The sequence below is a fragment of the Subtercola boreus genome (genome assembly GCF_003399625.1).
In the GTDB taxonomy this organism is placed as follows: domain Bacteria; phylum Actinomycetota; class Actinomycetes; order Actinomycetales; family Microbacteriaceae; genus Subtercola; species Subtercola boreus_C.
In genome coordinates this window covers 448,930-474,651 of record NZ_NBXA01000026.1, presented here as the reverse complement: position 1 = coordinate 474,651, position 25,722 = coordinate 448,930, and the positions used below count along the sequence as shown (strand labels likewise).

The following is a 25,722-nucleotide window of genomic DNA, read 5'->3' as shown; positions in this document are numbered from 1 at the left end:
TCAGCTCCCCTCCCCTCCGCCCCGACGAGCGAGCCGCAGCTCAAACGCACGCTCGGCGGTTTCCAGGTCTTCGCGATCTCGTTCGCCTTCATCTCGGTGGCGGTCGGCGTGTTCGCGACCTATGGCGAGATGCTCCAGACCTCGGGGCCGGTCGGTATCTGGCTGTGGGTGCTCGCCGCCGTCGGACAGACGCTCGTCGCGCTCGTCGTCGCCCAGTTCGCCGCCCGCATCGCCCTGAGCGGCTCGTCGTACCAGTGGGCCTCCCGGCTCGCGAACCCGAAGGTGGGGTGGTTCTTCGGCTGGCTGAGCTTCTGGTACCTCGCCATCGCGGTCGTCACGATGGCCAACGCGATGGCGAGCCAGGCGGTGATGCCGCTGCTCGGAATGGACGCCGATGAAGGGATGGCGCGCATCCTGACCCTCGTGATCCTCGTCGTGCAGGCGGCCCTGGTGATCGCGTCGACGAGGCTGTTCGGCCTGATCACGTCGGCTGCGGTGGCCGTCGAACTGGGCATCATCGCGGTGCTGGTGGTCGGGCTGCTGATCGTGCTGGCTGTGACCGGGGGTGGGGATGCCGCCACTCTCGTCTCCCGCGGAACGACTCTCGGCGACCCGGACTACTTCGCCATCGGGGGAGGCCTCGCGGCCGGTGCGCTGATGGGGCTCACCACCCTGGTCGGCTTCGACTCTGCGGCGAACCTGGCCGAGGAGGCGAAGAACCCGTTCCGCACCGTTCCGCGGGCGATTGTGGGTTCGGTGATCGCGGCGAGCGTCGCGGGCCTCGTCTTCCTCATCGTTCTCACGGTCTCGATCAAGGACGTGGATGCTGTCACCGCCGATCCCTCACCGGTTGCGGCGATCATCCGGGGCCAACTCGGCCCGGTCTGGGAGCGGATCCTGCTCGGCGGCATCGCGTTCGCGTTCTTCGGCGCCGGCATGGTCGTGATGGCGGCCTGCTCGCGGCAGGTCTTCGCGATGGCCCGTGACGGCCGGTTCCCCGCGGCACGGCTGATGAGCCGGGTGAACCCGGTGACGCGAACGCCTGTTGCCGCGACGGTGCTGATCGTCGCCGTCGGCATCGTTCTGATGGTCGCGCTGCCCGGTGACGCACTGATCCAGCTGATCGTCGGGGGGACCCTGCTGCCGGCCCTGATGTACGGGGGCATCGTGGTGCTCTACCTGGTGGTTCGCGGCACGCTCGAGAAGAAGCCCGGGGGGTTCAGTCTCGGCCGCTTCGAACTGCCGGTCACCGTGGTGGCACTGGTGTGGGTGGCGCTGGTGCTGTTCGTGCTGGTGACCCCGCCCGATGCCTTCGTGCCCTCGCTCGTGGTGCTCGGGCTGCTTCTGGCGGGAGCGGTCTACTTCGCCTGGTTGATGATCTTCCGCCGTCGGGTGCTCGAGAGCGAACCCGACGGCGGCGGTCGTGGATGCTCCCGATACCAGCGCGCCTCGTCAACCCTTGTGCAGGGCTCGGTAGCGGAGGGGAGTCGTTCCGTGGATCTTCCGGAACTGCCTCGAGAAGTAGAAGGCGTCGTCGTAGCCCACGAGGGCGGCCACCGTGCTGACCTGGTCATCGGTCGTGTCGAGCAGCTCGCGGGCCCGCGCCATGCGCAACTGCGTCTGGTAGTGCAGCACGGGGGAGCCGGTCTGCTGTTTGAACAGCCACGAGAAGTGGGTCGGGCTGAGTCCGGCCATGGCGGCGAGCTGGTTCACGGACACCCTCTCGGTGAGGTGGTGTTTCACGAGGGGGACGTGGCCGGCCAGTTCATAGAGTGCGCAGGGCTCGGGCATAGGTGTATTTTCTAGGCTCCGGGCATGCCGAAAACGACACCCTTCCTCGACACCCCGTCCCTCAGCCGGCGCGCCCTTCTCGGGAGCATCCCGGTCGCCGCACTCTTCCTCGCGGGGTGCAGCACGACGGCGGCCTCTACCGCCACTGCCACCTCCACCGCGACCGCCATTCCGACGGCCGCTCCGGCTGCTCCGGCTGCTCCGGCTGCTCCGGGGAGCATCGCCGCGCTGGCGCAGGCATTCCAGGCGACGCTCAGCACCGACCAGCAGGCGACTCTGGTGCACGAATACACGCTCGCCAACGCCGAGCTGTGGTCGAACCTCCCGCAGGGCCTGCTGGGCGGCTCGGGCGGCATGGGCGGTGCAGGTGGCGCCGGTGGCGGCGCGATGCCGAGCGGCGCACCTGGCGGCAGCACCATACCGAGCGGCGCACCGGCCGGCGGCATGACCGGCGGCCAGGGCACGGGTAGCGCGGGCCCCCGGCTCGGCCTCTCGCTGGGTGACCTCAGCGACAGCCAGCTCGCCTCGTTCAATGCCCTGCTCGCGGCGGTGACCGGCAGCACTGCCGGTCTCGGCTACGACGAGATCCAGCAGCACCTCAACGCCGACGACTACCTCGAAGCGAACGGGGGCGGCAGCGACTACGGCCGTGCCAACTTCTACATCTCGTTCCTCGGCGCGCCCTCCGACACCGGAATGTGGGAGTTCCAGTTCGGCGGTCACCACCTCGCCGTCGCGAACACCTACAACAACGCCACCCTCGTCGGCGCCACACCCGCCTTCCGGGGAATCGAGCCGTTCAGCGCGTTCGACGGCAACGGCCGCACGAACCAGCCGCTCGCCGTCAAGGCCGCAGCGTTCACCGCACTGCTCGCCGGCCTCACCACCGACCAGCTCGCCACGGCGAAGCTCGGCTCGGTCTACAGCGACATCGTGCTCACTCCCGGCAACGACTGGGCCTTCCCCACCGCACACGAGGGACTGCAGGTCTCCGTGCTCTCCGACACGCAGAAGGCTCTCGTGCTCGCTGCGATCGCGGGGTATGTGAACGACATCGCCGATGCGGATGCCGCCACCATCCTTTCGAAGTACCAGGGCGAACTCGCCGACACCTACGTCGCATACTCGGGCACGACCGCCCTCACCGAGCAGAACGACTACGTACGCATCGACGGGCCGTCGGTCTGGATCGAGTACTCCATGCAGCACGGCATCGTGCTCGCCGGCAACCACCCACACTCGGTGTGGCGGGACCGCACCACCGACTACGGCGGAACGAAGGCGTGAACCGGGCAGCACGCACCGCCGGGGCGGGCCGGATGCACCGCCTCGGCCTCGGCATGCTGCTCCTGCTGGCCATGGTGACGGGGCTCGTCGTGTTCTCTGCCCAGTCGGCCTCGGCGCATATCCTGCCCACCACCACCGTGGTGCTCGACGTTCACGAGTCGGAGGTCGATGCGAGCCTTCGCATTCCCCTCGACGACATCGAGGCGGCCAGCGGAATCGACCTCGGATCGGGCAGCGCCGCCGAGGTCGCTGCCCAAGAAGACGCACTGCGGGCGTACATCCTCGCCCACTTCCAACCCACCTCCACCTCGGGCCAGGCCTGGACGGTCACCGTCGACACCTTCGGCTCGGGCAGCACCGAAGAACTCGGCACCGGCGTCTTCGGGTACATCACCGCCGTCGCCCACCTCACGCCCCCGCCCGGTCTGAGCGAGCGCGATTTCGAGCTCGGCTACACGGTGGTCGTCGACAAGGAGATCACGCACATCGTCATCGTCTCGGTGCGGTCGGACTGGGCATCCGGAGCACTCGGCACCACCCGCGAACTCGGCACCATCCGCCTCGACACCGTCACCGGGGTCGTCTCCTCCCTCGAGGTCGATCTCGGGGACGGCAGCGCATGGACCGGGTTCGTGAGCATGGTCAGTCTCGGCGTCGACCACATCCGTGACGGAGTGGACCACCAACTGTTCCTGCTCACCCTGCTGCTTCCGGCGCCCCTGCTGTCGATCAGGCGACGCTGGGCCGGGGTGGTGACGGCCAGGCGTTCGGTACGGCGTATCGCCACCATCACCCTCTCATTCACCGTGGGCCACTCGATCACCCTGGCACTCGGGGCGCTCGGACTGCCGGTACCGCAACAGGCCGTCGAGGCGCTGATCGCCGTCAGCATCCTGGTCGCCGCGGTGCACGCGCTCCGCCCGATCTTCCCGGGCCGGGAGGCCCTGATCGCGGGCATCTTCGGGCTCGTGCACGGCATGGCCTTCTCGGCCACCCTCACCGAACTCGACCTGTCGGGCGGGCAGCTGGCCCTCAGCCTGCTGGGCTTCAACATCGGCATCGAACTGATGCAACTCGCCGTCGTCGCGCTCGTGCTGCCGCCGCTCATGCTGCTCGCCCGCACCCGGCTGTACCGCCCGCTGCGTCTGGGTGCTGCCGGGTTCGCCGGCATCGCGGCGGCCGGCTGGCTTGCCGCCCGCCTCGGCCTACCGAACCCCGTGGCCGACGTGGCCGACGGCCTCGAAGGCGCCTCGTTCACAGTCGTCGCGGTTCTGTGGCTGGCGGCGGTGGTGGTCGTGACCCTGCATTCCCGTGCCGAGTCGCGCGCCCGTGTCGAGCCCGCAGGCAGCGGTGGAGCAGGGTCACCTTCTGCTCCGAGGCCAGTCGCAGGCGGCTTCAGCAGGCGCGACTCCGCCGGCCTCGCCCGCTCCTCGACAGGGGAAAGAACACCACAGCCGAAAGCCCCTTGGCTTTGGCGTGCTGGCGAGAACGTCTTGCGGCGGGCGAGGGGGGCTTGGGATCCGCCGGGGCTCACACGACGATCGCTGACGGACTACGATCCAACGTGGCGAGCATCCCATCCTCGTCTACCGTGGGCGTCGGGTGAAGTTGGGGAAGACTTCACCCGGCCGACTGAAAGGAGTTCGACCGCATGAAGAATACTGAATGGTCTGCGGGCAGATGGAGCACCGAACCCGAGCACGTAGAGGTCGACGACGACGGCATGCGCGTGACCGCCGTTGAGGGAAGCGACGCTTGGCGGATCACCTCGTACGGCTTCATCCACGACAACGCCCACGCTCTCCTCGCACCCCTGAAGCAGACCGCCGCAGTCGAGGTGTCGTTCGAGTTGAACTTCTCGGAACAGTTCGACCAGGCAGGTGTCTTCCTCCGCGTCAGCGACACCGAGTGGATCAAGGCCGGCGTCGAGTGGAGCGACGGTGAAGCGCACCTTGGTGCCGTCGTGACCCGAGGAGAGTCCGACTGGTCCCTCGGATCGACGTCAGGATGGGCAGGGCGCACCGTAACCATGCGGGCAAGCCGTTCGGGAGACGCGATCACGATCCGGGCCCGGGTGGATGAAGAATCATGGCGCCTCGTTCGGGTGGCGCCTTTGCGGGCAGAGGCCACGGTCACTGCCGGGCCGTACTGCTGCGCTCCGTCACGGGCGGGCCTCGTCGTTCACTTCACGTCATGGCGCACAACAGACGCGGACACCAACCTCCATCCCTAACTGCCCGCCCTCGCAGCAGAACCCCCGTATGGGTTCGGTTCGACGGACCAGATACTCGTGAGCGGAAAGGCTGCTTCGATCATGAAGCTAGTTTCGTTCCTCGAGATCAAGCGCAGTCGAACGGATTTGGATCCCCAATCGAGATGATGCCCATGCATTCTCGACATCGTCGAAGACTCTGGCTATTCGTGAGCTCGAACGCCACGGTGCCCATGGTGCTCTGGCCTCGGTGATGAACTCGGCAGCTGCTCGGTGGATGCTGTCGGCAACAGGTTGCGGCGGGGTCGGTCCGGCGAAAGCGGCCACTCCGTCAGCGCCCAGGCAGTCGGATGAGCAGATCGCTCGCGCACAGAGTCAGCTCGGGAGCGCGCCGCCGCGGATCAAGCGTGCGACCGATAGACGTGATGTGGCGTTCGGTCGGATGCTGCCTGGATAGCGATTCGGATCCAGGGGACTATCGGGATCGATGCGTGTGGCCGCGATCTGCATACCGAGGAATGGGTCCGCGCGGTGCAGTTCGAGTGATCGGGTCAGTTTGTGTGAAATGTGGCGAGACTGGACTAACGCGATGCTGTCAATCGCTCTGCGGAGGAACTGCCGGCCGAGGGTGACGAGTTCGAGCTGCGGGTTCCGAGTACGGAGGAGAAGAGGAGAACGAGGAGTCCCGCGGCGGGCACGACGAGGAGGCCGAACCGGAGCGAGGACGCGTCGGCGATCGCGCCGACGATCGGGGGTGAGATGAGGAAGCCGACGCGAAGGAGCCAGCTCACGATGGTGAGGCCTGTTCCGGGTCGGAGCCCCGGCAGGGTGTCGGCGGTGTGCATGGCGGCGGGGATGAGGCTTGCGACGCCGAACCCGGCGAGTCCGAACCCGATGATTGTGCCGGGGATGGTGGGGAAGGCGAGGGCGGCGCCCATGCCCACGAAGACGATGATGCCGCCAGCGCGGGCAACGGCGCGCTGCCCGAATCGGTCGACCATGCGGTCGGCGAGGAGGCGTCCGACGAACTGCATGCTCTGCAGGGCGATGAAGCCGAGCCCGGCGACGAACGCTGATGCGCCGAGGTCGCCGGTGAGGTAGATCGCAGACCAGGAGCTGCCGGCGTCCTCAACGATTGCTCCGCTGGAAGCAATGACAACCAGAGCAAGAATGACGCCGTACCGCAGGATCCGTGTCAGGTGTCTCTGACGAATGCGACCGTCTGCGCTGCCTGCCCCTGCACTCCCCGCTTCCCGCGATTGTGTCGTTGATGGTTCGATCTCGGGTTCTGGCCCGGTCAGCAACCATCGGTACGAGACGACAGCGATCCCGCCGAGGAGCACAGCGGAGATGGTGAGGTGCGTCAGCAACGGCACAGAGAGTGCAGCGGCGGCTGCGCCCATCACTCCGCCTGTCACGGCGCCTACTGACCAGACGGCGTGGAAGGAATTGATGATCGACCGCCCGAAGAGCTTCTGTACGCGCAGGCCGTGGGAGTTCTGCGCGACGTCGGTGATCGAATCCATTGCGCCTGCGATGAGGAGGGTGAGCGCCAGCACCGCCCAGCTCGTGGCGAAGCCGGCCAGGAGAAGGCCGATGGCTGTCACCAGAGTGGCGGCGACGGCTACGCGGGATGAGCGAAAACGCCGGATGAGCAGCCCAGCCGTCAATCCTGCAAGGAGCGCGCCCAGCGGGAATGCGGCAACAGCCGCGCCGAAGGAGGCATTCGTCAGGCCGAGGTCGTCTTTGATCTGCGGGTACCTCGGGATGAGGTTGGAGATGAGGGCGCCGTTCGTGAAGAAGAGGACGTTGACGGCGACTCGTGCGCGGCGAACTCCGCGCAGGGGACCGGAAGCCTGGGTCAGAGTAGAGGGCATTTCATTCCTGTTCGCGGGACGGCCGTGAACGTTCACGGTGCGCCAAACGTAGCAGTAGAGTCGGTTCATGGCAAAGAACTCGGGCGCGAGCACCATCGTCGACGTCGCGGAGCGAGCGGGTGTGTCCCGGCAGACGGTGACGCGGGCACTGAACGATATGGTCGATGTCAGCGCAGCCACCCGGGCGCGGGTCATTGCCGCTGCCATGGAACTCAACTATCGCCCGAACCGTGCTGCGCAGAACATGGTTCACGGGCGTCGCAGAACGGTCGGGCTTGTGCTCGAAGACCTTTCAAACCCGTACTTCGCCGAGCTCGCCTCAGCTCTCAGTCGCGCCGCGGCAGAGAGGGGATGGAGTGTGCTGCTGTGCGACATCGGCGGAGACAGAGAGAAAGGCCGGGCGCAGTTGGCATCGATTGTTGCGGGGGTCGACGCTCTCACCCTGACAGGCTGCAACCAGGACACCATGGATCTACTACCAGAAGCGGTGCTCCGAGGTGGGGCTCTCGGCCTGCCTCTTCTGATGCTCGATGGCGCAGACCACGCACGACTGAACGGTCGGATCGTTCTCGACGTGGATTCTGGGATCACGGCAGCGCTTGATCATCTCGTCGCAACCGGTCGGCGGCGGATCGCCTTCATCGACTCCGAATCTGGGCCGGACGACCGACGAAAGGTCTACCGCGCGTATCTCGAAGGCCACGATCTGGTGTGGCCTGCGGGCACGCCGGAAATCAGTGCAGAGGAGTCGATTGAGGGTGGCATGGAGGCCGCCGAGCAGCTCGTTCTGCGAGCCCCTGATGTGGACGCCGCGCTTGTCTACAACGACGTGATGGCCATCGGTGTGCTCAAGGCCATGTCGCGACTTCACCGACGTGTGCCAGAAGATGTCGCCGTGGTGGGCATCGACGGTCTCCAGATCGGGCGATTCGTGACTCCGGAACTCACGACCCTGTCGATTGACAAAGGAGAGCTCGCAGACGTCGCGCTCGACGTCCTCGACCGGCTGCTCGCCGGAAATCCTGCGGCTGCAGGGGAGGCGAAGGTCATCGGCTTGAGCCTCGTCGTGCGGGAGTCGACCTGATTCGGGTCAGGTTCGTCTCACTGCGACGCGCATTCCCGATGGGGCTCGTGCAGGTTTCTCGCCGATCGGGGTGTCGATTCGACCGCCACGTCACGTCCGCATCGGCTAGCCGTATCGCGGAAAGATGAGTTCGACGCTTGTGCCCTCGGACATCCTTTGCAGGCGGAGGGTTGCACCATGCTGCTCGGCGATCCAAGCGACGAGAGTCAGGCCAAGCCCGTGGCTGTCCGGGCTGCCTCCCACACTGACAAACGGCTGCACAACGTCGTGGCCTTCGGGGAGCCCGACGCCATTGTCGCGGACACTCACCGTGACTGCTCGGCCGTCTGTCTCGACACGGACGTTGATGATCATCGAACGCCCGTCGATGCCGCCATGCTTGGACGCGTTCTCGACGAGGTTGGTCAGTGCGTGTCTCAGGAGGCTGGGATCCCCGATGACGGTGACAGGCTCTGTGATCTCGACGAGCACCGACGGGCTGATGTGTTCGAGGTCAGCTGCGATCCGGTCGAGTCGAACCACTTCGTGCCGCGCGGACGCGGTTGCCTGATTGATCCGGGCAGCGAGGAGGAGGTTGTTGACCGTTCGCCCGGTGCTGTCGAGATCCTCAACGAACGATTGGAGGACGACAGCCTGAGAGCTGTCGCGCGATGAGTCGCGGAGCAACGACTCGGCTGACGCCCGGACCCGGGCGAGCGGGCTTCGCATCTCGTGTGCGGCCATGGCGACGAATTGGTCACGCTCGCTCACTGCGATCACTGCGGAACGGAAGCCGCGATGAATTGCAAGCGAGGCTACCGCGATCAGCAGCAGGTCAAGGATCGCACCCCCGAGGCTCAGTGGAAGGAGGATGTCGCTGTCGAGCGCGCGAGGTTGTGGTGCCGCGGCCACCACGGCGCCGCCAACGTCGGGCCCGTCGAACCAGGGAAGGGCGACCACCCGCCAGGAGTCTCGGTCGAATTCCACTGTCTCGCGAGTGCCGCGCTCGGAACCGTCCAGGATGGCGTCGGAGGCAGTACCGTTCAGCGCAGTTGTCTGTCTCGTCGAGTTGGTGGCAATGGTCTCAAGCGTGATGGAGGTCGCTGTTGCGGCGGTCTCTGCTCGGTAGATCACGAGGACTGGGGCCTGCTCGAAGACCGCGTCGTCGCTAACGGCATCCGTCCTTATCTGGCCCCCCTCGACATAGACCAGGGCAGCGGCGCGGGAGGCCAGCCCGTTGAGTTGCTCGTCGAGCGTTCGAGTGCGATTAGCTGTGTCGATGAAGACGAGGGTCACGCCCAGTCCGACAATTCCGAGCGTTGCGACGGCGACGAACGCGATGATGAGACGCACGCGAAGCCTGCGGATGATGCGTGTTGGCTGCGACGATGCTGTCGATGGCATCAGCGGATCGTGTAACCGACACCGCGAACGGTGTGGAGGATCGGAGGGTCGCCGAGCTTCTGGCGGAGCAGCCCGACGCGAACGTCGACGATGTTGCTGCGCGGATCAGCGAACTCGTCCCAACAGTGCTCGATGAGGTCGCTCCGTGACACGACATCGCCGGCGCGGCGCGTCAGGAAAGCAAGGATAGCGAATTCCTTCGCCGTCAGATTCAGTGCTCGCCCGCCGCGTTCTGCCCAGAAGGAAACGGTATCGACTCGCAGATCCTGATACTCGATCAGCGGTGCTTCTGCGGACACGGGGCGCCGCGCGATCGCCCTGACCCGGGCCAACAGCTCCCCGAGGGCGAATGGCTTCGTGAGATAGTCGTCGCCCCCGGAATCCAGTCCGTCGATGCGGTCATCGACGTCGCCGGCGGCAGTCAGGAAGATGACCGGTGTGTGATCACCCCGTGATCGCATCGTTTTGACGAGGTCGACTGAATCGCCATCTGTGACGAAGCGGTCGAACACTGCGGCACTGTATTCCGTGATGAACGTGCGTTCGTCGGCGCCGACGAGGCTATCGGTCTCGTCGACCGCATGCCCACGCGACCGCAGTGCGGCGCTCACGTGAGAGCGCATGACGGCGTCGTCCTCAAGCAGGAGAATTCGCATGAACCCAGTATCGCGTCTGTGCGGCTGGCGCAGGGCAGGCCTCGTTGTCGTCGGTTTGCGGCTACTTCGCCGCGCAGGCTCTGTAGACGTAGTCACCACTGTTCGGGGTCACGAGGTTGTGATCGCGAAGGATCATCGTTGCCGGGCGATGTGGGTCGGTGCAGGCATCGGTGAACCCCGATTCGCCGAGTTCGTCGGTGTACTCGATGTCGTACACAGCTTTATAGCGGTCGGTGTAGGAGGAGCACTCTTCGAACTCGAAACAGGACTCGGTGACCGCAAAGTCATAGCCCAAGGCTTTGAGCTTCGGAGCAAGATCGGCTGTGTTCTTCTGCGCTATCGCCAACCCCGACGCGTGCGCCGCCGCAGCGTATGCCTTCGCCAGAGCAAGGTTGTCGGCTGCGGTGAGGAGGCGTTGTGATCGGGTGTACGAATCCAGATTGTCGATTTCCACGGCCGCATATCCGGATTTCGCGCATCCGTCGATCCACGAGCCGACGATGTTCGTCAACTGAACCCGTTTGGCCTGGGTCGAGGTGTCGAAGATGTACTCGTCGGGCCAACCGGGATCGACGAGCGGCTTCCCCCCTTTCTGCAGTACCAGGTTGGGGTGCGCCTTCGCGAAGGACTTGGACTCATTCGGCTGGGTCTGAAACCCGTTCACGTAGCAGATGTTGTACAGGCCCTGTGCAGGCTCGGCTGTCCGGTCACGCTCCACGACGGACACTCCCTTACGCGGTGTGTAGGGGCCGCCGAGCTGGTAGTCGAACGGTGCGGCCGCCGGGGGCTGAACGATCTTCTTGACGTTCGCCGCCCCCTTTTCGGCGTTGCCGCCGGGCTGGGCCACACTCTGTGAGGTCATTACATCGGAACCGCCCGTCGCCGCGGACGCCGCACAGCTCGAGAGAAGCGCGGCTAGGGCCACACCGGCAATCAGGCAGGCGATCTTCTTATTCGAGGGCATATGTTGTCTCCGGTCATGTCGGTGTTCTGCCCCCTAGCATCCTTGGCTTCACATGACAGGAACATGACGCGGACAATCCGTTCACGTTCGAGAGTGATCGCCTCCACAGGACGATGACGATTCCGATGACGAGGATGCTCAGAGTGAAGGTGATGAGTGAGGCTTCGATTCCGAATTCACCCCCTGTGATGAGGGGGGCGCCCTGAAGTTCTATATCCAGAAAACCGTGTGGCTCTTGCCCTGAAACGGGCACGCCGAGGAGCGATTCCATGAGATTCCAGCCTGCGTGCACACCCATCGTCAACCAGAGGTTGTGCTTCCAGATGAAGAGCAATCCGAAGAGAACGCCGCCCTCGATCGCTATTGCGAATGAACTCCACAAGGTCGCGTGCGCGTTCAATTGGTGAGCCGCACCGAAGAAGAGGGCCGTGATGGCTAAACATGCTTTCCATCCGATGAGGGGCTGGAGGGCATGGAAAAGCAGGCCTCGAAAGACGACTTCCTCGATGACGGCCGAAACAACCACAAGAATGAGAACTTGAATGACATCACCAACTTCGAACGTCGAAGACACTCTGGGCACAGAGGCGCCGACAAGCACGGTCGCGAGGAAGGCCAGTCCCAGGAGTGCGGCGCCGAGTGGAAGTCCTACGACGACTCCGTACCGGATCTTCGACGAAGCGAGTTCGTCTGGTTCGCGGTTCGCCCACCGGCGCAGGATGACATTCTTGTAGAACCAGATTGTCGCCGCTGCCGTCAGTATGGCGGCAACCAGGAGCGCGACCTGCCCCGCCGGTCGGGCTGTCGAGGAGAGAAACTCGAATTGAACTCCGACGTTGTCGGCGAAGAACAGAATGAGAAATCCGATTCCGGCCCAGACGGGTACTCGACGCATTCTGGATCTGCCGAGTTCGGTCACTGTGACCTGTTCGCGTGGTCAGCGCGGTGATCAGGTGATCGTTGCAGAAGAGTCATGTTCCGCAGGCTAGGGTCGGACGCCTGTCCACGTCCTTTCGGCGCCTGAGCATCTGCTGAACGCTCCCTGATTGAGGGTGTGTAAGCGGGCTGTAATGGTTGTGCGCGATGCTTGTGGGATGAGGGTTCTGGTGATCGAAGACGAAGAGGCGATGTCGGCCTCCTTGGCTTGGGGCCTCCAGGCGGAAGGCTACGTGGTGGATGTCGCCGAGAACGGAATCGACGGTCTGTGGAAAGCCGAAGAGGTGCCCCACGATGTGATTGTGCTCGACGTGATGCTGCCCGGCCTGGACGGCTACCACGTCTGTCGCCGATTGCGAGCTCAGGGCATTTGGACGCCTGTTCTCATGCTCACCGCGATGGACGATGACCTTGACCACGCCGAAGGACTCGACAGCGGTGCGGACGCATATCTCGCGAAGCCTTTTGCATATCCGGTGTTGCTTGCGCACCTGCGTGCTCTCACCCGGCGTGGCCTTGGCGAACGACCTGCCTTGCTCACGGCCGCTGGCCTCACTTTCGACCCGTCAAGCCGCTCGGTGACGCGGGGAAACAGGTCGATCGAGCTCACCAGCCGTGAACTGTCCGTTCTCGAATATCTGATGCGCCACAAGGGCGCCGTCGTCTCGAAGTCCGAACTGCTCGACCATTGCTGGGACACGGCCTATGAGGGTGGTCCCGCGGTCGTGGAGGTACTCGTGCACCGATTGCGCCGCAGGATCGAGGCGTCTCACAGCATTCCGGTCATCCACACCCTGCGCGGCGAGGGATATCTCATACAGGACGACACGGTGTGAGTGACACGAGGAGGGGCTCACTGCTCTGGCAGTCGTGGCGCGGCAGACGGTCTCTTCGCGCGCGCGTCACCGGGATCGCGAGCGTCGCAATGACAACAGCGATCCTGGCAGGGATGCTGCTCATGTTCGTCGTGCAGACCAATTCAGTGCGCCAGAACCTCAGTGGGGGACTGGGCGAGTACGCAACTCAAATCGAGCGGGGCGCGACGGGCAACGGATGGACGACCCCGCTTGCCCGCTCCACCTTCGACGCCGTGTACGAGGCCCAGGTGCTCGCGGCAGATGGCTCCGTGCTTGCCTCCACCGCTTCCCTCGCCGGACAGCCAGCCGTCTACTCGCTGCCCGATGGCACCGACCAACCGCTGCGGTTGCCCGCCGCAAGCGGTATCGTTCCTGACTCGGCTATTGTCGTCGGCACCCGCGCCACCGTCAATGGCGAGCCCGTCGTCATCATCACCGGCACAGACACCGGCATCCTCGACCTGGTGACCTCGGAGTTCGGGCGGGTCCTGCTGATCGGAATGCCGATCATTCTCGTGCTCTCGATCGTGGCGGTGTGGCTGATCGTGGGGCGGGCCCTTCGGCCTGTCGAGCAGATCAGACGCTCCGTCAACGACATCACCTCAGACGATCTCTCGCGCCGGGTGCCGGAGCCAATGGTGGGCGATGAGATCGGGCAACTCGCGTTGACCATGAACAGGATGCTGACGCGCCTCGAGGTGTCGGCGCTCAAGCAACGACAGTTTGTCGCGGATGCCTCCCACGAGCTACGCAGCCCACTCGCCGCGATCCGCACCACTCTGGAGGTGGGTATTGCCCACCCCGACAGTGCGCCGTGGCCCGTCATCGCTGCTCGCGCGGCGGAACAATCCATTCGGCTCGAAACTCTCCTACAGCAGTTGCTCGTTCTGGCCAAGGCCGACGAGGGTGAACTCGGCGCACGGGGAGAGAGGGTCGACATCGCCGAACTGATCGCTCGCATTGTCGCGTCCACCCGGGTGGGTGCTCTGACCGTGACAGTTGCTGTGACGCCGGGGCTCGCTGCGCGGGGGAACGCACAAGACCTCGACCGACTGGTGCGCAATATCGTTGACAACGCCGTTCGCTACGCCAGCACTACGGTGGCGATCAGCGCGTGTCCTGTAGCCGACACCGCCGTGATCGAGATTGTCGACGATGGCCCGGGTATTCCGGCGGCGGAGCGGGAGCGGGTCTTCGAACGCTTCGTGCGGCTCGACAGCAGCCGGAATCGTTCGAAGGGGAACTCGGGGCTTGGCCTTTCCATTGCCGCCGAGATCGCCCACGCGCACGGCGGGCAGGTCCACATCACTGAATCGCTCACGACAGGCGCACACTTCGTGGTCGTCCTGCCCGCCGCGACCCGCGATCTCAGCCTGAAACCGTGAGGTGACGGTCACCGAGCCCTCTGGCTGGGCTCGAGCTGCCTCGATTTCGACCGTGACCCACAGGGCCCGAGGCTGTTGAATGGTCCCCGGGGTTATGCTGGGCTCCCCGCGAATAGCTGGGGCGGAGTTTGCTGGCGTGGGTGGGATCGCGGGGTGTAAGCGATTGTGACGGTGCAGAGCTGGTCGCTGACCGGGGCGGAAGCTCTTCGCGCGGCGCCGTGGATGATCGTGAATACCGGGCCCGGCGAGTTCCAGTACCAGGGTCGTCGGTGGATTTTCGGGGATGTGATCGTCTCCCGGATCGAGCAGTCCGAATGCCTGGTCGCACCGCGGCCTGTCGTGGACGTTTCGGACTCGGGCTACACCAGCCTTTTCTTCATAGACAAAGGGAGGTACTCCTTCCTCGGCGGTGACCGCACCCACACTTTCGCCACCGGTGACGCAGGCTGGGCTCCCGGCTGGGCGCACATCTCCTGCGAAACACACCTTCCCACCCGGTTTCTGGTGATCTCGGTCCAGGACCGTCTCTTGACCGGGCCGGGACGTCGCCCATCGGCGCCGGCAGGCCGGATCGATTCCCGATCCCACCTACTCAGGCCCACCCTCTCGTTTCTGAGAACCTTCACCGCCACCCCGAGCCCGGAACCGGTGTCTGCCGGGCACCCTTCGAAAGCCGTGTTCGTCGAACTCGCAGCAGCACTCTTCGCACAAACCCACACGTCGCACACCGAAGAGATGCGGGTGGAAGGCGCTTACGAAGCCGCAGTTGCGATCATTCAGGCGAGATACGACGACCCCGCACTGGAACCGGCGGATATCGCCAGACAGCTGAATCTGTCGCTGAGGCATCTCCAGCGGGCGTTCGCGGCGAACGGGCACACCATCCGGGAGACCATCCAGCACACCCGTCTGGACGCCGCAATACGCGCGATCCCGCAGAACGCCCACCCGCTGACGTTAGCGGCACTCGCGAAAGAGGCGGGTATGAGTCCTAAAGAACTCCGGCACGCCGCCCGCACCACCTTCGGGCTCACCCCGGGACAACTCCTCAGACAGACACGCACCGAACCAGAGTCATGACTGACTCGACTCCTCGTAGGACGCTTTTTCTGGTGGCTCAGACAGGCGGAGGCTGATCGGGTGCGGGCCGGTGGCGACGAAGAACCAGGACATCGACCGGCAGGAGGAGGATCAAATGGGGAAGCGGGCACCTGTCGTACAGTCCAACGAGCCAGGCGGCCTCGACCCACGCCCGCATCGAGGACCTCGTGACGCCGACTCCGACACCCACAGTGACGACTCCGGCGACCGCGGAACCTGTGGCCGGAACCCTCGACGCTGGCCCCGTGGCGGAAGGGGCGGCCGCACCGATGAACGGGTCGTTCCTGATGGATGTCTTCGAGGACGACCCGGCCGATCAGATGCTCATCGTCCAGGCGGAGGGTTCGTGGCCGGCGCTGGCGATTCCTTCTCGGGACGGGTGTTCACCACCTCGGGCAACCCTCAGGTCTTCGGCGACACCGGAGCGTTCTCGGAGGTCTTCGATGCGGACCTCCCTGGGGTGATGGCTATACAGACCAACGGCACCTGGACCGTGACTCCCACTCCCTGACCGAGAAGAGACCGGCTAGTGATACCCGCGAGGAGTTCCTGCCGGGGTATCACGTCGGCGCGAGTTGGGGTCTTCGCCCCACACGACGGTCACGGCGTTGCCGGGTTCGGCGAATTCTGCGGCCACCCTCGCGAGGGAGACGAAGACCTGGGCTCCGGTGATGTAACCGGCGTCATGCGAGATGCCCACATCGCTGCCGTCAGGCCTGGACGCATCAGGGTGGCCAGGGCATCCGCCAGAGACTCGCTCATGCGAACTCCTTCGTTCCGTACGGCCGAGAGTAGCGGTACCTCTGGACATTACCTATGGACATAGGTAAATTCAGGAGGGCAACGCAACGAAGCGTTGATATCCGACTTCGCAAAGGATGACGACCTGTGTCTCGATCCCCTTCCCCAGGCCAGAACAGCACGGCGGCCGTTGCCCTCCTGGCCGGTTATTCACTCGAAATGACGGGCAAGGACATACCCGGCCTGCTCGAGGCGAAGGACGCGATTCCGGCCGGCTCGAAAGTGAATGTCACCTTTCTCGGCAACGAGGATCTCGCCATGCGCATTGCTGCCTCGAAGGCGGTGATCGAGGCCGGCTTCGTTCCCGTACCGCACATCTCGGCCAGGCGGCTCTCGTCGGAGGCGCAACTCGAGGAGTACCTCGGCGCCCTGCAGGAGATCGGCGCCTCCGGGCACGTGTTCGCGGTCGGCGGTGACCCTGCAATACCCGAGGGTCCGTATGAGGACTCGCTCGCGGTCATCCGCTCCGGGGTGCTGCAGAAGTACGGAGTGCGTGAGGTGAGCATCGCGGGCTACCCCGAAGGGCACCCCGACATCCCGGGCGACGTTCTGTGGAAGGCGCTCGAGGACAAGTCGAAGGCGCTCTCCGAGCAGGGTCTGGATGCCACCATCCTGACCCAGTTCGCGTTCGACACCACTCCCGTCGTCGAGTGGATCCGGGAGGTGCGCACCCGCGGTATCGACACGCCGATCCGTGTCGGCACGCCGGGTCCCGCGGGCATCAAACGGCTGCTGAGCTTCGCGCGGCGGTTCGGGGTGGGTGCGAACACGATGATCGTCAAGAAGTACGGTTTCTCCCTCACCAATCTGATGGGCACCGCCGGGCCCGAGCGTTTCGTCTCCGAGCTCGGGGATCTGCTCGCCGAGGATGCGGGGTCGGGGCCGGTGAGCCTGCACTTCTACACGTTCGGCGGGTTGAAGGCGACGGCCGACTGGGCTCGCGCGTTCAGTGCGGACACGGCGCTGTGACGCTGCACACCCCGGCCCTGATGGATCATGCCTGCCTGATCGTGCATGGGCCCGACAAGCCGGGCATCGTCTCTGCGGTCGCGAGTCTCGTGCTTCGCAACCGCGGCAACATCGTGAGCCTCGCCCAGTACTCGGACGACCCGGAGGGCGGCGCCTTCTTTCAGCGCGTCGAATTCACCCGCGTCGATCTCGCGGGGGCATTCCCCGACATCGAGGCGGATCTCGAAGCCACGCTCTCGCCGTTCGGGTTGTCGTGGACCCTGACCGACCAGTCGATACCGAAGCGGATGGCGGTGCTGGCCTCGACGTCGGACCACTGCCTGCTCGATCTGCTCTGGCGCCACCGCCGCGGCGAGCTGCCGGTCACCGTGCCCATGGTCATCTCGAACCACACCACCACCGCCGAGGAGGTGCGGTCGTTCGGGGTGCCCTTCTTCCACGTGCCCTCGCAGGGCGAGGACAAGTCGGCGGCCGAGACGCAGATCGTGAACCTGCTCGCCGGCAACGTCGATTTCATCGTTCTCGCCCGGTACATGCAGATCCTCTCCCCGGACTTTCTCGAGCGGGTCGGCGTTCCGGTGATCAACATCCACCACTCCTTCCTGCCGGCCTTCGTCGGCGCCGGCCCCTACCGCAAGGCGAAGGAACGGGGCGTGAAGCTGATCGGTGCCACCTCGCACTACGTCACCGCCGACCTCGATGAGGGTCCGATCATCGAGCAGGACGTCGTTCGGGTCACGCATGCCGACTCCGTCGGAGATCTGCAGCGTCGCGGTGCCGATGTCGAGCGGGCCGTGCTCTCCCGAGCGGTGACATGGCATGCCGAGGACCGGATCATCCGCCACGACAGGCACACCATCGTCTTCTGACAAGCACACCGACACCCACACCGCACGACCGAACAGAGAGGTTCACTCCCGTGACCGAAAACCTGCAACACCTCATCGAGGCGACGAATCCTGTCGACCTGCTGCGAAACTCGCAGATCGGGTCGTACATCTACCCCGTCGTTCCGGCGGATTTCCAGAACTGGATCAAGGAGCAGACCGCCTGGCGGAAGACCGCCGTGCTGTACGACCAGTCGCACCACATGGACAGCCTGTTCCTGCGCGGATCCGACGCCCTCTCGCTGATCTCCGACACGGCCATCAACTCGACGGCCCTCTTCCCGGTGAACAAGGCCAAGCAGTACGTTCCCACCTCGGCCGGCGGGCATGTGATCGGCGACGGCATCCTGTTCCGCGAGGCCGAAGACGAATACGTCTACGTCGGCCGCTCGCCCGCGGCGAACTGGCTGCTCTACCACGGTGAGACGGGCGGCTACCAGAACCTCGACATCGAGGTCGACCGGCGTTCGCCATCCCGTCCGTTCGGACACGAAGTGCACCGCAACTACTACCGCTTCCAGATCCAGGGCCCGGCCGCCTGGCAGGTCATCGAGAAACTCAACGGTGGCCCGCTCGAGCAGCTGAAGTTCTTCAACATGTCGACGATGACGATCGACGGGACGACCGTCCGTACGCTGAGGCACGGTATGGCCGGGGCGCCCGGTCTCGAGATCTGGGGCCCGTACGAGGACCACGATCGCATCCACGCCGCCATCGTGAACGCGGGCGCCGAGTTCGGCCTCGTGCCCGTCGGCTCGAGGGCGTACCCCTCGAACACGCTCGAATCGGGCTGGATCCCGTCACCGCTGCCCGCCGTCTACTCGGGTGAGGCCGAGCGCGGCTACCGCGAGTGGCTCGGCGCCGACAGCTACGAGGCTACGGGAACGCTGGCCGGGTCGTTCGTCTCCGACAACATCGAGGACTACTACCTCACGCCGTGGGAGCTGGGCTACGGATCGTTCGTGAAGTTCGACCACGATTTCATCGGTCGTGACGCGCTGGAGAAGATGGACCCGGCCTCGCAGCGCAAGAAGGTGACGCTGGCGTGGGACGCCGAAGACATGACATCGATCTTCAGCTCCCTCTTCAACGTCGACGGCCCGGCCTACAAGTTCTTCGACCTCCCGTTGGCCAACTACGGATCGGCGAACTACGACTCCGTCGTCGATTCCGACGGAACGGTGGTCGGCTTCTCGATGTTCACGGGCTACAGCGCGAACGAACGCCGGGCGCTCTCTCTGGCGACCATCGATCCGAGTGTGCCGGAGGGAACCGAACTGAAGGTGATCTGGGGTGAGCCGAACGGCGGCACCAGCAAGGCCGCCGTCGAACCGCACGAGCAGTTCGAGGTGCGTGCCGTCGTGAGCCCGGTGCCCTACTCCACCGTGGCGCGGGCGACGTACCAGGGCGGCTGGCGCACCGGTTATACCGGAGAATAGGCAGCGCCGATCGACAGCATGCCAGCAGGGAGGAAGCGCGTATGAGTTTGAGGTACGCGCTTCTTGCCCTGCTGCGCACAGGGCCGCTGTCGGGCTACGACCTGCAGAAGCAGTTCTCTGTGTCGGTGGGGCACGTCTGGCACGCGCCGGACTCCCAGATCTACCCGGAGCTCCGGCGGATGCACGTCGACGGGCTGATCGAGCCCGAAGAGCAGGTTCGCGGCGTGCGTGGCACCCGGATCCTCTACCACGTCACGGAAACCGGCGACGCGGCGTTCCTCGACTGGATGAACAGCCCCCTCGAGTACCAGCGCGTTCGTGATCCGGCCCACCTGAGGGCCGCGTACCTCGAGTCGACGTCGCCTGAGCAGGCCACGATCTTCCTCCTGCGGCACATTGAACAGTGGCGGGACGAGCTCGGCCAGTGGGAGCGGGAGCTCACACGGATCGATGCCGTCGACAATCCGATGCTCGTCCGTCGGCTGGCGGTGACTCCCGAATCGGAGCATGCCCGAACCATCGCCTTCAAGCGTTTCACCTACGAGGGTCTGGTGGAGCGCGCGCGCACGGAGATCGAGTGGGCAGAGCGTGGCCTGGAGCTCGTCGACCGCCTGTCGGCGGAGGCGAGCCTCAGGGCACCTGCCGGTGATGCCTGACGGCCGGCTGGTCATCCTGGGTCTTGGCGGTGCTGATCGACCCGGTACCGACGTGATCGGTCAGTCGTTCGCTTCGAGCACCGCGACAGAGCGGGTGTCCTGGAAGGCACGGATGCCGAGGATGCCCTGCTCGCGCCCGATACCCGACTGCTTCATGCCACCGAACGGTGCACGCAGGTCGAGCCGGTCGGCTCCGTGGTCGTTGATCCACACATAGCCCGTGACGAGCTGTGCGGCGATCTTCTTCGCCCGCCCCTCATCGGCTGACCAGACCGATCCGCCGAGGCCGCCCCAGGAGTCGTTTGCGAGGCGCACACCCTCTTCGTCGGAGTCGATGCCGATGATCGGGATGACCGGGCCGAACTGTTCCTCGGCGACCACCCGGAGGTCGTGCGCCGGGTCGATCACGAGAGCGGGTCGCACGAAGTTGCCACCGGCGAGCTCGCCCCCCGGCAGTTCGCCGAACTCGAGCACGGTCGCACCCGATGCTCTGGCCTCGTCGATCAGGTCGTCGACGAAGGCCTTCTGCGCCGGAGAGTGCAGGGGTCCCATCGTCGTGCCCTCCTGCAGGCCGTCGCCCAGCACCGCCTTCTCGAGACGGGCGGTGAGGCCGGCGACCAGTTCGTCCTTCCGGGAGTTGTGCACATAGACGCGCTTGGCGTTCATGCAGACCTGGCCCGTGGTCTCGTAGATCGCGCCGAACAGCCGGTCGAGGTGCACATCGTCGAGGATCGCGTCGTCGAGGATCACCGCCGGGTCGTTGCCGCCGAGCTCCAGAGTCACGCGTGTCAGCGTCTGGGACGCCATCTGCATCATGCGCTTGCCACCGCCGACGGAGCCGGTGAAGCACACCTTGGCGACGTCTTCGTTCTGGATGAGGGCAGTCATCTCGGAGTCGCGGCCGGTCACCACGTTCAGCACGCCGGCGGGGAGTTTCTCGGCCACACGCTGCACGACGCGTGTGGTTGCGAGCGGCGCGGAGACAGGCGGCTTGACGATCACGGTGTTGCCCGCGAGAAGCGCGTGGGGGAGGGCGGCGGCGAGAATGGCGATCGGCCAGTTGAAGGGCACGATGATCGTCACCACGCCGAGCGGCTGGTAGCTGATCTCCGTCGTCACCGGAATGCCGGGCATCGGGGAGAGCACGGTCGACGTGTCGATCTCGTCGGTGTGCATGAGAGCGAGGTTCCAGCGGATCTCGAAGACGAGGGCGTCGATCCAGGACTCCATCCGGATCTTGCCGTTCTCCTGCGTGAGGATGGCGGCATCCTCGTCGCGGAGGTCGGCGATGCCGGCGATCGCCTCCGTCATCGCCGCAGCGCGTTCTGTCGGTGAGAGCGCCGCCCAGGCAGGGAACGCTGCCTTGGCAGCGGCGACCGCGTCGGCGACGTCGGCCTCGGACGCGGCGGCGGCCGAGCCGATGATGACTCCCGCGCGGGCGGGGTCGACGATCTCGAGGCGATCGACCGTGTGACGCACGGCGCCGTCGATGAAGAGCTCTGTCGTGGCAACGGACGATTCCGTGGGCGTGGTGATGGTCATTCGCGAGCACCTCTCTGTGACTGCGATGGTGTGAGCGTCGCTGCTCGCACCGTTGAAGGGTTACGCAGGCTCGTGTTCCCTGGGTAACAGGAGAAGAGTATCCCGAACCATCCGGCTTGGGAAGCGTGGTCTCAGTCGAGCCACGCCCCATCGTCGTTCGTCGCGTCGACCAGGCGCATGAGCAGGGATTCCAGGGTGATCAGTTCGGGCTGGGTCAGGGTGCGCTCGATCAGCCGCTGCGCACGGTAGGCGATGGGCCACATCCCGCTGTACATCTCCGCACCCTTCGCCGTGAGACGCAGTGGCCGGGATCCGCGGGGACCATCGCCCTGCTGGATCAGTCCGCCGTCGACGAGCCCGGCCAGCTTTCGCGAGATGACGGCCTTGCTCATGACGGTGTACCTCGAGAGCTCGGTTGCCGTCATGGCCGGTTCCTGTGCGAGCGCCCCGATGATCCGCCAGTCGGTCGTGCCGAGGTCGAACTTCTGCCGGAGACTCTGCGACTCGCGGACCGACATGATGTTCGAGAGGATCGTGATGAGTCGCGGTGTGAACTGGGAGAGATCGAGCGCATCCGGCAGGGGAAGATCGGACGGGAGCCGGTTCTCGGCCGGGAAGTCGAAGGCGCGAGAGCCGGCGCGCGACTGATCGGGGACATCCATGGGACTCATTCTGGCCCACCCCCGGATCCGCCCGGGACCCTCAGCGCTCCCAGATGTTGCCCGCGATCTGGATGACTTCGCGGATCTTGGCCCACTGCTCGTCCTCAGTGAGGAGATTGCCCTCCTCTGTCGAGGCGAACCCGCACTGCGGGCTGAGGGCGAGTTGGTCGAGAGATGCGTATTCCGCCGCTTCGGCGATACGGCCGGCGACCGAGGATTCCGTCTCGAGCGTGCCGGACTTGGTGGTGATGAGCCCGAGCACGACGATCTTCTGGCCCTTGGGGAGAAATCTCAGGGGTTCGAATCCGCCGGCCCGTTCGGAATCGTATTCGAGGAAGTATCCGTCGTAGTCGCACGCCGCCAGGAGGTTCTCGGCAATGGGCTCATAGCCCCCGGAGGCTATCCAGGATGACCGGAAGTTGCCGCGGCAGACATGGGTCGTGATCACCATGTCGCTCGGTTTGTCCCGGATCGAGTCGTTGATCAGCTTCACATAGGCGTCCTGGATGGTGTCGGTGTCCATTCCGCGGGCCCTGGCCTTCTCGAGTTCGGTCTCCGAACAGAGATAGGCCCATGCCGTGTCGTCGAACTGCAGGTAGCGACACCCGGCGGCGTAGAAGGAGGCGACGGCCGACCGGTACGCGGCCGCGAGATCGTCGAACAGCGAGTCGCGGTCGGGATAGAGGTCTGCTGGCACCGCGTCTTCGGCGAGCCTGAAGTGGAGCACCGTGGGTGAGGGGATGGTCATCTTGGCGACCCGATCGGTGTTCGCCTTCAGGAAGGCGAAGTGCGCGAGCATCGGATGATCCGAGGGAAAGCCGAGCCGGCCGGTGACTTCGACGGCCAGGGGCCTGATGGCCTGCCCCTGGAAGTCCATGCCGGTCGCCCCTTCGCCGAGTGTCACCCCGTCGAGCCCGGCGAAGAAGTCGAAGTGCCAGTAGGCGCGCCGGAACTCGCCATCGGTCACCGCTTCGAGACCGACATCCTCCTGCTGCCGGATCAGGTCGAGGATCGCCCGGTCTTCGATCGAAGCGAGCGCCCGATCGTCGATCGTGCCAGCTGCGTGCTCGGCACGTGCCGTGTGCACCGTCTCGGGTCGGAGGTAGCTCCCGACCGCGTCAGCGCGGAAAGGGGGAGGGGGTGTCGGCGTCATGGAGTCGACGTTAGCGCAGCCGATCTCCGCCCGGCACCCCGGGCCGCGATGTCACGGCGAGGCGAGCGGGATGCGCACGATGACCGTCGCACCCGCAGGTTCCGCAGGCTCGGTGGCTGAGTCGGAGCTCTCGGCCGCGGGGGAGGGCGCGGTCCCGATCCCGACCGAACCGCCGTGCCGTCTCGCGATCTCGGCGACGAGTGCCAGGCCGAGGCCGTAGTGCGCGTTGCCGGGGGCTGCGCCGGCCGCGGAGTCGGAGACCCGCCGGGTGCCGGCGAAGCGGTCGAATGCCCGGTCGGCGATGGCCGGGTCGAAGCCCGGTCCGTCGTCGATAACCCGGATGACCGCGACATCCCGCTCGCCCGAGATGTCCACCCGCACCGACGAGCGTGCGTGGTCGAGGGCATTCGTGAGGAGCGCGATGTGCAGCCGGAGGAGCGCAGCGGTCGCCCCGTTCACCATGACACTCCCCGTCGACCCGGTGCGGGCCAGCGTGATGCCGCGACGCTCCGCCTCATCCCGGAGTGTCGCGATGGCCGCGTCGGCGCTCTCGTTCAGGTCGACCGCCGTCAACGGCACGTCGGAGCGGGTGTCTGCGGCGATCAGCAGGTCGTCGAGGATGCCGGTGAGCGCCCGCGAGTCCCGCACCATGTCATCGACCGCCGTCGAGACATCCGGGGGAAGGTCGCTCCGTTCCCGGCGCTGCAGGAGTTGCGCCCGGGTGCTGAGGATGGTGAGCGGGGTGCGGAGTTCGTGGCTGGCGTCTGCGACGAACTGCCGTTGCAGGGTGAGCGCATCGGCGAGCGGGCGGATGGCGCGGCGTGCCATCAGGTAGGAGAGCAGGGCCGCCACGGCGAGGGCGATGAGACTGGCGATGATGAGCGCCTCGGCCAGGCGGGCGAGCTCCTCGCTGCCCTCCGAGAGATTCACCGCGACCTGCACGACACGGTCGCCGTGGATCGAGGTGTTGATCAGGTAGGTCTGGCCGTTCACGGTTCGCTGGGACTGCTGGTCGTTCGTCGGGTCGGAGCCCCGGTCCCTTCCGCCGTTCGCAGCGCCGTTCTCCGCGCTGTACGACCCGCCGTTCGCCGCCGCCGACGACGCGGTGGCTGCAAGCGCGGTGAGGGCCGCGGTGTCGACCAGCCCGTCGGGGATGTTCTGCGACGACGACACCTGCCCGTGCTGCACGACGGTGATGTAGGTTCCGCTCGGTGTCTCCTGTACCGAATCGAGCTGCGAAGCGACCACCACAGAGCGCTGGTTCGACTCGTTCACGGTCACGTTCACGATCGCGAACACCGTGCCGGTGACGATGACCAGAACGACGGCCATCAGGGCGATGAACTGCAGGGTGAGGCGGATCGCCGCGCCCCGCAACGAATCCGGAGAGCCCGTGCGCTTCATTTCAGCGGCCCGAGCCGGTAACCGATACCCCTGACCGTGGAGACGGCGCCCCGGCCGAGCTTCTTGCGCAGGTAGTGCACGTAGGTGTCGACCACACCGAGGTCGTCGGCGTCGGGAAAGACCGAGGCCAGCAGATCGGCGCGCTCGAAGACCTGCCCGGGCCGCCTGCCCAGCCTCTCGAGCAGCTCGGATTCCCGCTGCGAGAGCGCGACGGGCCCGGAATGGGCGAGCATCACAGTGCGTGATCCGGTGTCGAGCTCGCCCCCGGGTACACGCACGACCGGCGTCACCGTCTGGTGGCGCCGCAGCAGGGCCCGGATGCGTGCAAGAAGTTCGTCGATGTCGAACGGTTTGCCGAGGTAGTCCTCCGCCCCGCGGTCGAGCCCCTCGACGCGGTCGGCCGGGTTGCCGAGGGCTGAGAGGATGAGCGCGGGCGCCAGCACCCCGCGTGCGCGCAGCCGGGCCAGCACGTCGAGACCTTCGATGACGGGCAGGCCGCGGTCGAGCAACAGGGCATCGAATGGCTGGGTGAGGCCTTCGTGCAGCGCGCGCTGCCCGTCGCGGGCGACCACCACGTCGTAGCCCTCGCTCGTGAGCAGCTGTTCGAGCATCCCGGCCAACTGCCTGTCATCCTCGACGAGGAGGATGCGGGAGGTCGCGGTCATGAGGGCAGTCT

General features: G+C 65.7%; 24 protein-coding genes and 1 pseudogene. 13 read left to right on the top strand and 12 right to left on the bottom strand.

Annotated elements, in window-relative coordinates:
* Window positions 1-63 precede the first annotated feature (63 nt).
* A pseudogene (locus B7R21_RS15715) lies at window positions 64-1,386 on the top strand (amino acid permease); the annotation flags it as partial.
* Window positions 1,387-1,452: 66 nt separating this feature from the next.
* On the opposite strand, the gene B7R21_RS20995 reads toward B7R21_RS15715, so the two are convergent.
* Complete coding sequence (locus tag B7R21_RS20995) at window positions 1,453-1,695, bottom strand: helix-turn-helix domain-containing protein (protein WP_367379412.1); 243 nt, start codon at window positions 1,693-1,695, stop codon at window positions 1,453-1,455.
* Between the two features lie 120 nt (window positions 1,696-1,815).
* On the opposite strand from B7R21_RS20995, the gene B7R21_RS15705 reads away from it, so the two are divergent.
* Genes B7R21_RS15705 through B7R21_RS15695 form a run of 3 tightly spaced genes read left to right on the top strand, consistent with a single transcriptional unit; the run spans window position 1,816 to window position 5,311 of the window.
* A complete protein-coding gene (locus B7R21_RS15705; protein ID WP_216364261.1) occupies window positions 1,816-3,078 on the top strand; it encodes a DUF3500 domain-containing protein in 1,263 nt (420 codons plus the stop codon).
* Complete coding sequence (locus B7R21_RS15700; RefSeq protein WP_116284156.1) at window positions 3,075-4,733, top strand: HupE/UreJ family protein; 1,659 nt, start codon at window positions 3,075-3,077, stop codon at window positions 4,731-4,733. The genes B7R21_RS15705 and B7R21_RS15700 overlap by 4 nt, the downstream gene beginning before the upstream one ends.
* Window positions 4,730-5,311 carry a DUF1349 domain-containing protein gene (locus tag B7R21_RS15695; protein WP_116284155.1) on the top strand — a complete coding sequence of 194 codons (582 nt, stop codon included), beginning with the start codon at window positions 4,730-4,732 and terminating at the stop codon, window positions 5,309-5,311. The genes B7R21_RS15700 and B7R21_RS15695 overlap by 4 nt, the downstream gene beginning before the upstream one ends.
* A 560-nt stretch (window positions 5,312-5,871) precedes the next feature.
* Here the strand turns inward: B7R21_RS15695 and B7R21_RS15690 are convergent.
* The gene (locus B7R21_RS15690) at window positions 5,872-7,167 is read right to left on the bottom strand and encodes an MFS transporter (protein ID WP_116284154.1); all 1,296 of its coding nucleotides are present in this window, start codon (window positions 7,165-7,167) and stop codon (window positions 5,872-5,874) included.
* 67 nt (window positions 7,168-7,234) lie between these two features.
* Here B7R21_RS15690 and B7R21_RS15685 point away from each other — a divergent pair, with 67 nt between their 5' ends.
* Window positions 7,235-8,251, top strand: coding sequence for a LacI family DNA-binding transcriptional regulator (locus tag B7R21_RS15685; protein WP_116284153.1), 1,017 nt, complete (start codon window positions 7,235-7,237; stop codon window positions 8,249-8,251).
* A gap of 105 nt (window positions 8,252-8,356) precedes the next feature.
* Here B7R21_RS15685 and B7R21_RS15680 read toward each other — a convergent pair whose 3' ends face one another.
* The 4 genes from B7R21_RS15680 to B7R21_RS15665 all read right to left on the bottom strand — a co-directional run bounded on the left by B7R21_RS15680 (window position 8,357) and on the right by B7R21_RS15665 (window position 12,173).
* On the bottom strand, window positions 8,357-9,634 hold the full coding sequence (locus tag B7R21_RS15680) for a sensor histidine kinase (RefSeq protein WP_116284152.1): 1,278 nt from the start codon (window positions 9,632-9,634) through the stop codon (window positions 8,357-8,359).
* A complete protein-coding gene (locus B7R21_RS15675; protein WP_116284151.1) occupies window positions 9,634-10,290 on the bottom strand; it encodes a response regulator transcription factor in 657 nt (218 codons plus the stop codon). The genes B7R21_RS15680 and B7R21_RS15675 overlap by 1 nt, the downstream gene beginning before the upstream one ends.
* A gap of 61 nt (window positions 10,291-10,351) precedes the next feature.
* Entirely contained in the window at window positions 10,352-11,152 is an 801-nt protein-coding gene (locus B7R21_RS15670) for an endo alpha-1,4 polygalactosaminidase (protein ID WP_116284296.1), read from the bottom strand.
* 115 nt (window positions 11,153-11,267) lie between these two features.
* Window positions 11,268-12,173 carry a CPBP family intramembrane glutamic endopeptidase gene (locus tag B7R21_RS15665; protein ID WP_147305917.1) on the bottom strand — a complete coding sequence of 302 codons (906 nt, stop codon included), beginning with the start codon at window positions 12,171-12,173 and terminating at the stop codon, window positions 11,268-11,270.
* A gap of 175 nt (window positions 12,174-12,348) precedes the next feature.
* Here B7R21_RS15665 and B7R21_RS15660 point away from each other — a divergent pair, with 175 nt between their 5' ends.
* The 4 genes from B7R21_RS15660 (at window position 12,349) to B7R21_RS20210 (ending at window position 16,044) form a co-directional block, all read left to right on the top strand.
* Window positions 12,349-13,026: a response regulator transcription factor gene (locus B7R21_RS15660; RefSeq protein ID WP_116284149.1), complete on the top strand. Its 678-nt coding sequence runs from the start codon at window positions 12,349-12,351 to the stop codon at window positions 13,024-13,026.
* 122 nt (window positions 13,027-13,148) lie between these two features.
* Window positions 13,149-14,432: a sensor histidine kinase gene (locus B7R21_RS15655; protein WP_172592209.1), complete on the top strand. Its 1,284-nt coding sequence runs from the start codon at window positions 13,149-13,151 to the stop codon at window positions 14,430-14,432.
* 165 nt (window positions 14,433-14,597) lie between these two features.
* On the top strand, window positions 14,598-15,512 hold the full coding sequence (locus tag B7R21_RS15650; protein WP_147305916.1) for a helix-turn-helix domain-containing protein: 915 nt from the start codon (window positions 14,598-14,600) through the stop codon (window positions 15,510-15,512).
* A gap of 367 nt (window positions 15,513-15,879) precedes the next feature.
* On the top strand, window positions 15,880-16,044 hold the full coding sequence (locus B7R21_RS20210; RefSeq protein ID WP_172592208.1) for a hypothetical protein: 165 nt from the start codon (window positions 15,880-15,882) through the stop codon (window positions 16,042-16,044).
* 15 nt (window positions 16,045-16,059) lie between these two features.
* On the opposite strand, the gene B7R21_RS20205 is transcribed toward B7R21_RS20210, so the two are convergent.
* The gene (locus tag B7R21_RS20205) at window positions 16,060-16,233 is read right to left on the bottom strand and encodes a hypothetical protein (protein ID WP_172592207.1); all 174 of its coding nucleotides are present in this window, start codon (window positions 16,231-16,233) and stop codon (window positions 16,060-16,062) included.
* Window positions 16,234-16,493: 260 nt separating this feature from the next.
* On the opposite strand from B7R21_RS20205, the gene B7R21_RS15645 reads away from it, so the two are divergent.
* Genes B7R21_RS15645 through B7R21_RS15630 form a run of 4 tightly spaced genes read left to right on the top strand, consistent with a single transcriptional unit; the run spans window position 16,494 to window position 20,285 of the window.
* Window positions 16,494-17,303, top strand: a complete 810-nt coding sequence (locus B7R21_RS15645; RefSeq protein WP_116284146.1) for a methylenetetrahydrofolate reductase — start codon at window positions 16,494-16,496, stop codon at window positions 17,301-17,303.
* A gap of 20 nt (window positions 17,304-17,323) precedes the next feature.
* Window positions 17,324-18,172 carry a formyltetrahydrofolate deformylase gene (gene purU / locus B7R21_RS15640; RefSeq protein WP_116284295.1) on the top strand — a complete coding sequence of 283 codons (849 nt, stop codon included), beginning with the start codon at window positions 17,324-17,326 and terminating at the stop codon, window positions 18,170-18,172.
* A gap of 50 nt (window positions 18,173-18,222) precedes the next feature.
* Window positions 18,223-19,629 carry a vanillate/3-O-methylgallate O-demethylase gene (gene ligM, locus B7R21_RS15635; RefSeq protein WP_253259846.1) on the top strand — a complete coding sequence of 469 codons (1,407 nt, stop codon included), beginning with the start codon at window positions 18,223-18,225 and terminating at the stop codon, window positions 19,627-19,629.
* A gap of 41 nt (window positions 19,630-19,670) precedes the next feature.
* The gene (locus B7R21_RS15630) at window positions 19,671-20,285 is read left to right on the top strand and encodes a PadR family transcriptional regulator (RefSeq protein WP_116284144.1); all 615 of its coding nucleotides are present in this window, start codon (window positions 19,671-19,673) and stop codon (window positions 20,283-20,285) included.
* Window positions 20,286-20,345: 60 nt separating this feature from the next.
* Here B7R21_RS15630 and B7R21_RS15625 read toward each other — a convergent pair whose 3' ends face one another.
* From B7R21_RS15625 to B7R21_RS15605, 5 genes are all read right to left on the bottom strand, one after another.
* The gene (locus B7R21_RS15625) at window positions 20,346-21,827 is read right to left on the bottom strand and encodes an aldehyde dehydrogenase family protein (RefSeq protein ID WP_116284143.1); all 1,482 of its coding nucleotides are present in this window, start codon (window positions 21,825-21,827) and stop codon (window positions 20,346-20,348) included.
* 131 nt (window positions 21,828-21,958) lie between these two features.
* Entirely contained in the window at window positions 21,959-22,489 is a 531-nt protein-coding gene (locus B7R21_RS15620) for a MarR family winged helix-turn-helix transcriptional regulator (protein ID WP_172592206.1), read from the bottom strand.
* A 40-nt stretch (window positions 22,490-22,529) separates the two neighbouring features.
* The gene (locus B7R21_RS15615; protein ID WP_116284141.1) at window positions 22,530-23,642 is read right to left on the bottom strand and encodes a 5-methyltetrahydropteroyltriglutamate--homocysteine S-methyltransferase; all 1,113 of its coding nucleotides are present in this window, start codon (window positions 23,640-23,642) and stop codon (window positions 22,530-22,532) included.
* A gap of 51 nt (window positions 23,643-23,693) precedes the next feature.
* Window positions 23,694-25,046 (bottom strand): sensor histidine kinase, encoded by a 1,353-nt coding sequence (locus B7R21_RS15610; RefSeq protein WP_116284140.1) that lies wholly within the window; start codon window positions 25,044-25,046, stop codon window positions 23,694-23,696.
* Window positions 25,043-25,711, bottom strand: coding sequence for a response regulator transcription factor (locus B7R21_RS15605; protein WP_172592205.1), 669 nt, complete (start codon window positions 25,709-25,711; stop codon window positions 25,043-25,045). The genes B7R21_RS15610 and B7R21_RS15605 overlap by 4 nt, the downstream gene beginning before the upstream one ends.
* Window positions 25,712-25,722: the final 11 nt, after the last annotated feature.

Coding starts and splice junctions, on each gene's coding strand:
- B7R21_RS20995 (WP_367379412.1), bottom strand. CDS start 1,695: ATGGCCGGACTCAGCCCGACCCACTTCTCGTGGCTGTTCAAACAGCAG.
- B7R21_RS15705 (WP_216364261.1), top strand. CDS start 1,816: ATGCCGAAAACGACACCCTTCCTCGACACCCCGTCCCTCAGCCGGCGC.
- B7R21_RS15695 (WP_116284155.1), top strand. CDS start 4,730: ATGAAGAATACTGAATGGTCTGCGGGCAGATGGAGCACCGAACCCGAG.
- B7R21_RS15690 (WP_116284154.1), bottom strand. CDS start 7,167: ATGCCCTCTACTCTGACCCAGGCTTCCGGTCCCCTGCGCGGAGTTCGC.
- B7R21_RS15685 (WP_116284153.1), top strand. CDS start 7,235: ATGGCAAAGAACTCGGGCGCGAGCACCATCGTCGACGTCGCGGAGCGA.
- B7R21_RS15680 (WP_116284152.1), bottom strand. CDS start 9,634: ATGCCATCGACAGCATCGTCGCAGCCAACACGCATCATCCGCAGGCTT.
- B7R21_RS15675 (WP_116284151.1), bottom strand. CDS start 10,290: ATGCGAATTCTCCTGCTTGAGGACGACGCCGTCATGCGCTCTCACGTG.
- B7R21_RS15670 (WP_116284296.1), bottom strand. CDS start 11,152: ATGACCTCACAGAGTGTGGCCCAGCCCGGCGGCAACGCCGAAAAGGGG.
- B7R21_RS15660 (WP_116284149.1), top strand. CDS start 12,349: ATGAGGGTTCTGGTGATCGAAGACGAAGAGGCGATGTCGGCCTCCTTG.
- B7R21_RS15655 (WP_172592209.1), top strand. CDS start 13,149: ATGTTCGTCGTGCAGACCAATTCAGTGCGCCAGAACCTCAGTGGGGGA.
- B7R21_RS15645 (WP_116284146.1), top strand. CDS start 16,494: ATGACGGGCAAGGACATACCCGGCCTGCTCGAGGCGAAGGACGCGATT.
- purU (WP_116284295.1), top strand. CDS start 17,324: ATGGATCATGCCTGCCTGATCGTGCATGGGCCCGACAAGCCGGGCATC.
- B7R21_RS15630 (WP_116284144.1), top strand. CDS start 19,671: ATGAGTTTGAGGTACGCGCTTCTTGCCCTGCTGCGCACAGGGCCGCTG.
- B7R21_RS15625 (WP_116284143.1), bottom strand. CDS start 21,827: ATGACCATCACCACGCCCACGGAATCGTCCGTTGCCACGACAGAGCTC.
- B7R21_RS15620 (WP_172592206.1), bottom strand. CDS start 22,489: ATGGATGTCCCCGATCAGTCGCGCGCCGGCTCTCGCGCCTTCGACTTC.
- B7R21_RS15615 (WP_116284141.1), bottom strand. CDS start 23,642: ATGACGCCGACACCCCCTCCCCCTTTCCGCGCTGACGCGGTCGGGAGC.
- B7R21_RS15610 (WP_116284140.1), bottom strand. CDS start 25,046: ATGAAGCGCACGGGCTCTCCGGATTCGTTGCGGGGCGCGGCGATCCGC.
- B7R21_RS15605 (WP_172592205.1), bottom strand. CDS start 25,711: ATGACCGCGACCTCCCGCATCCTCCTCGTCGAGGATGACAGGCAGTTG.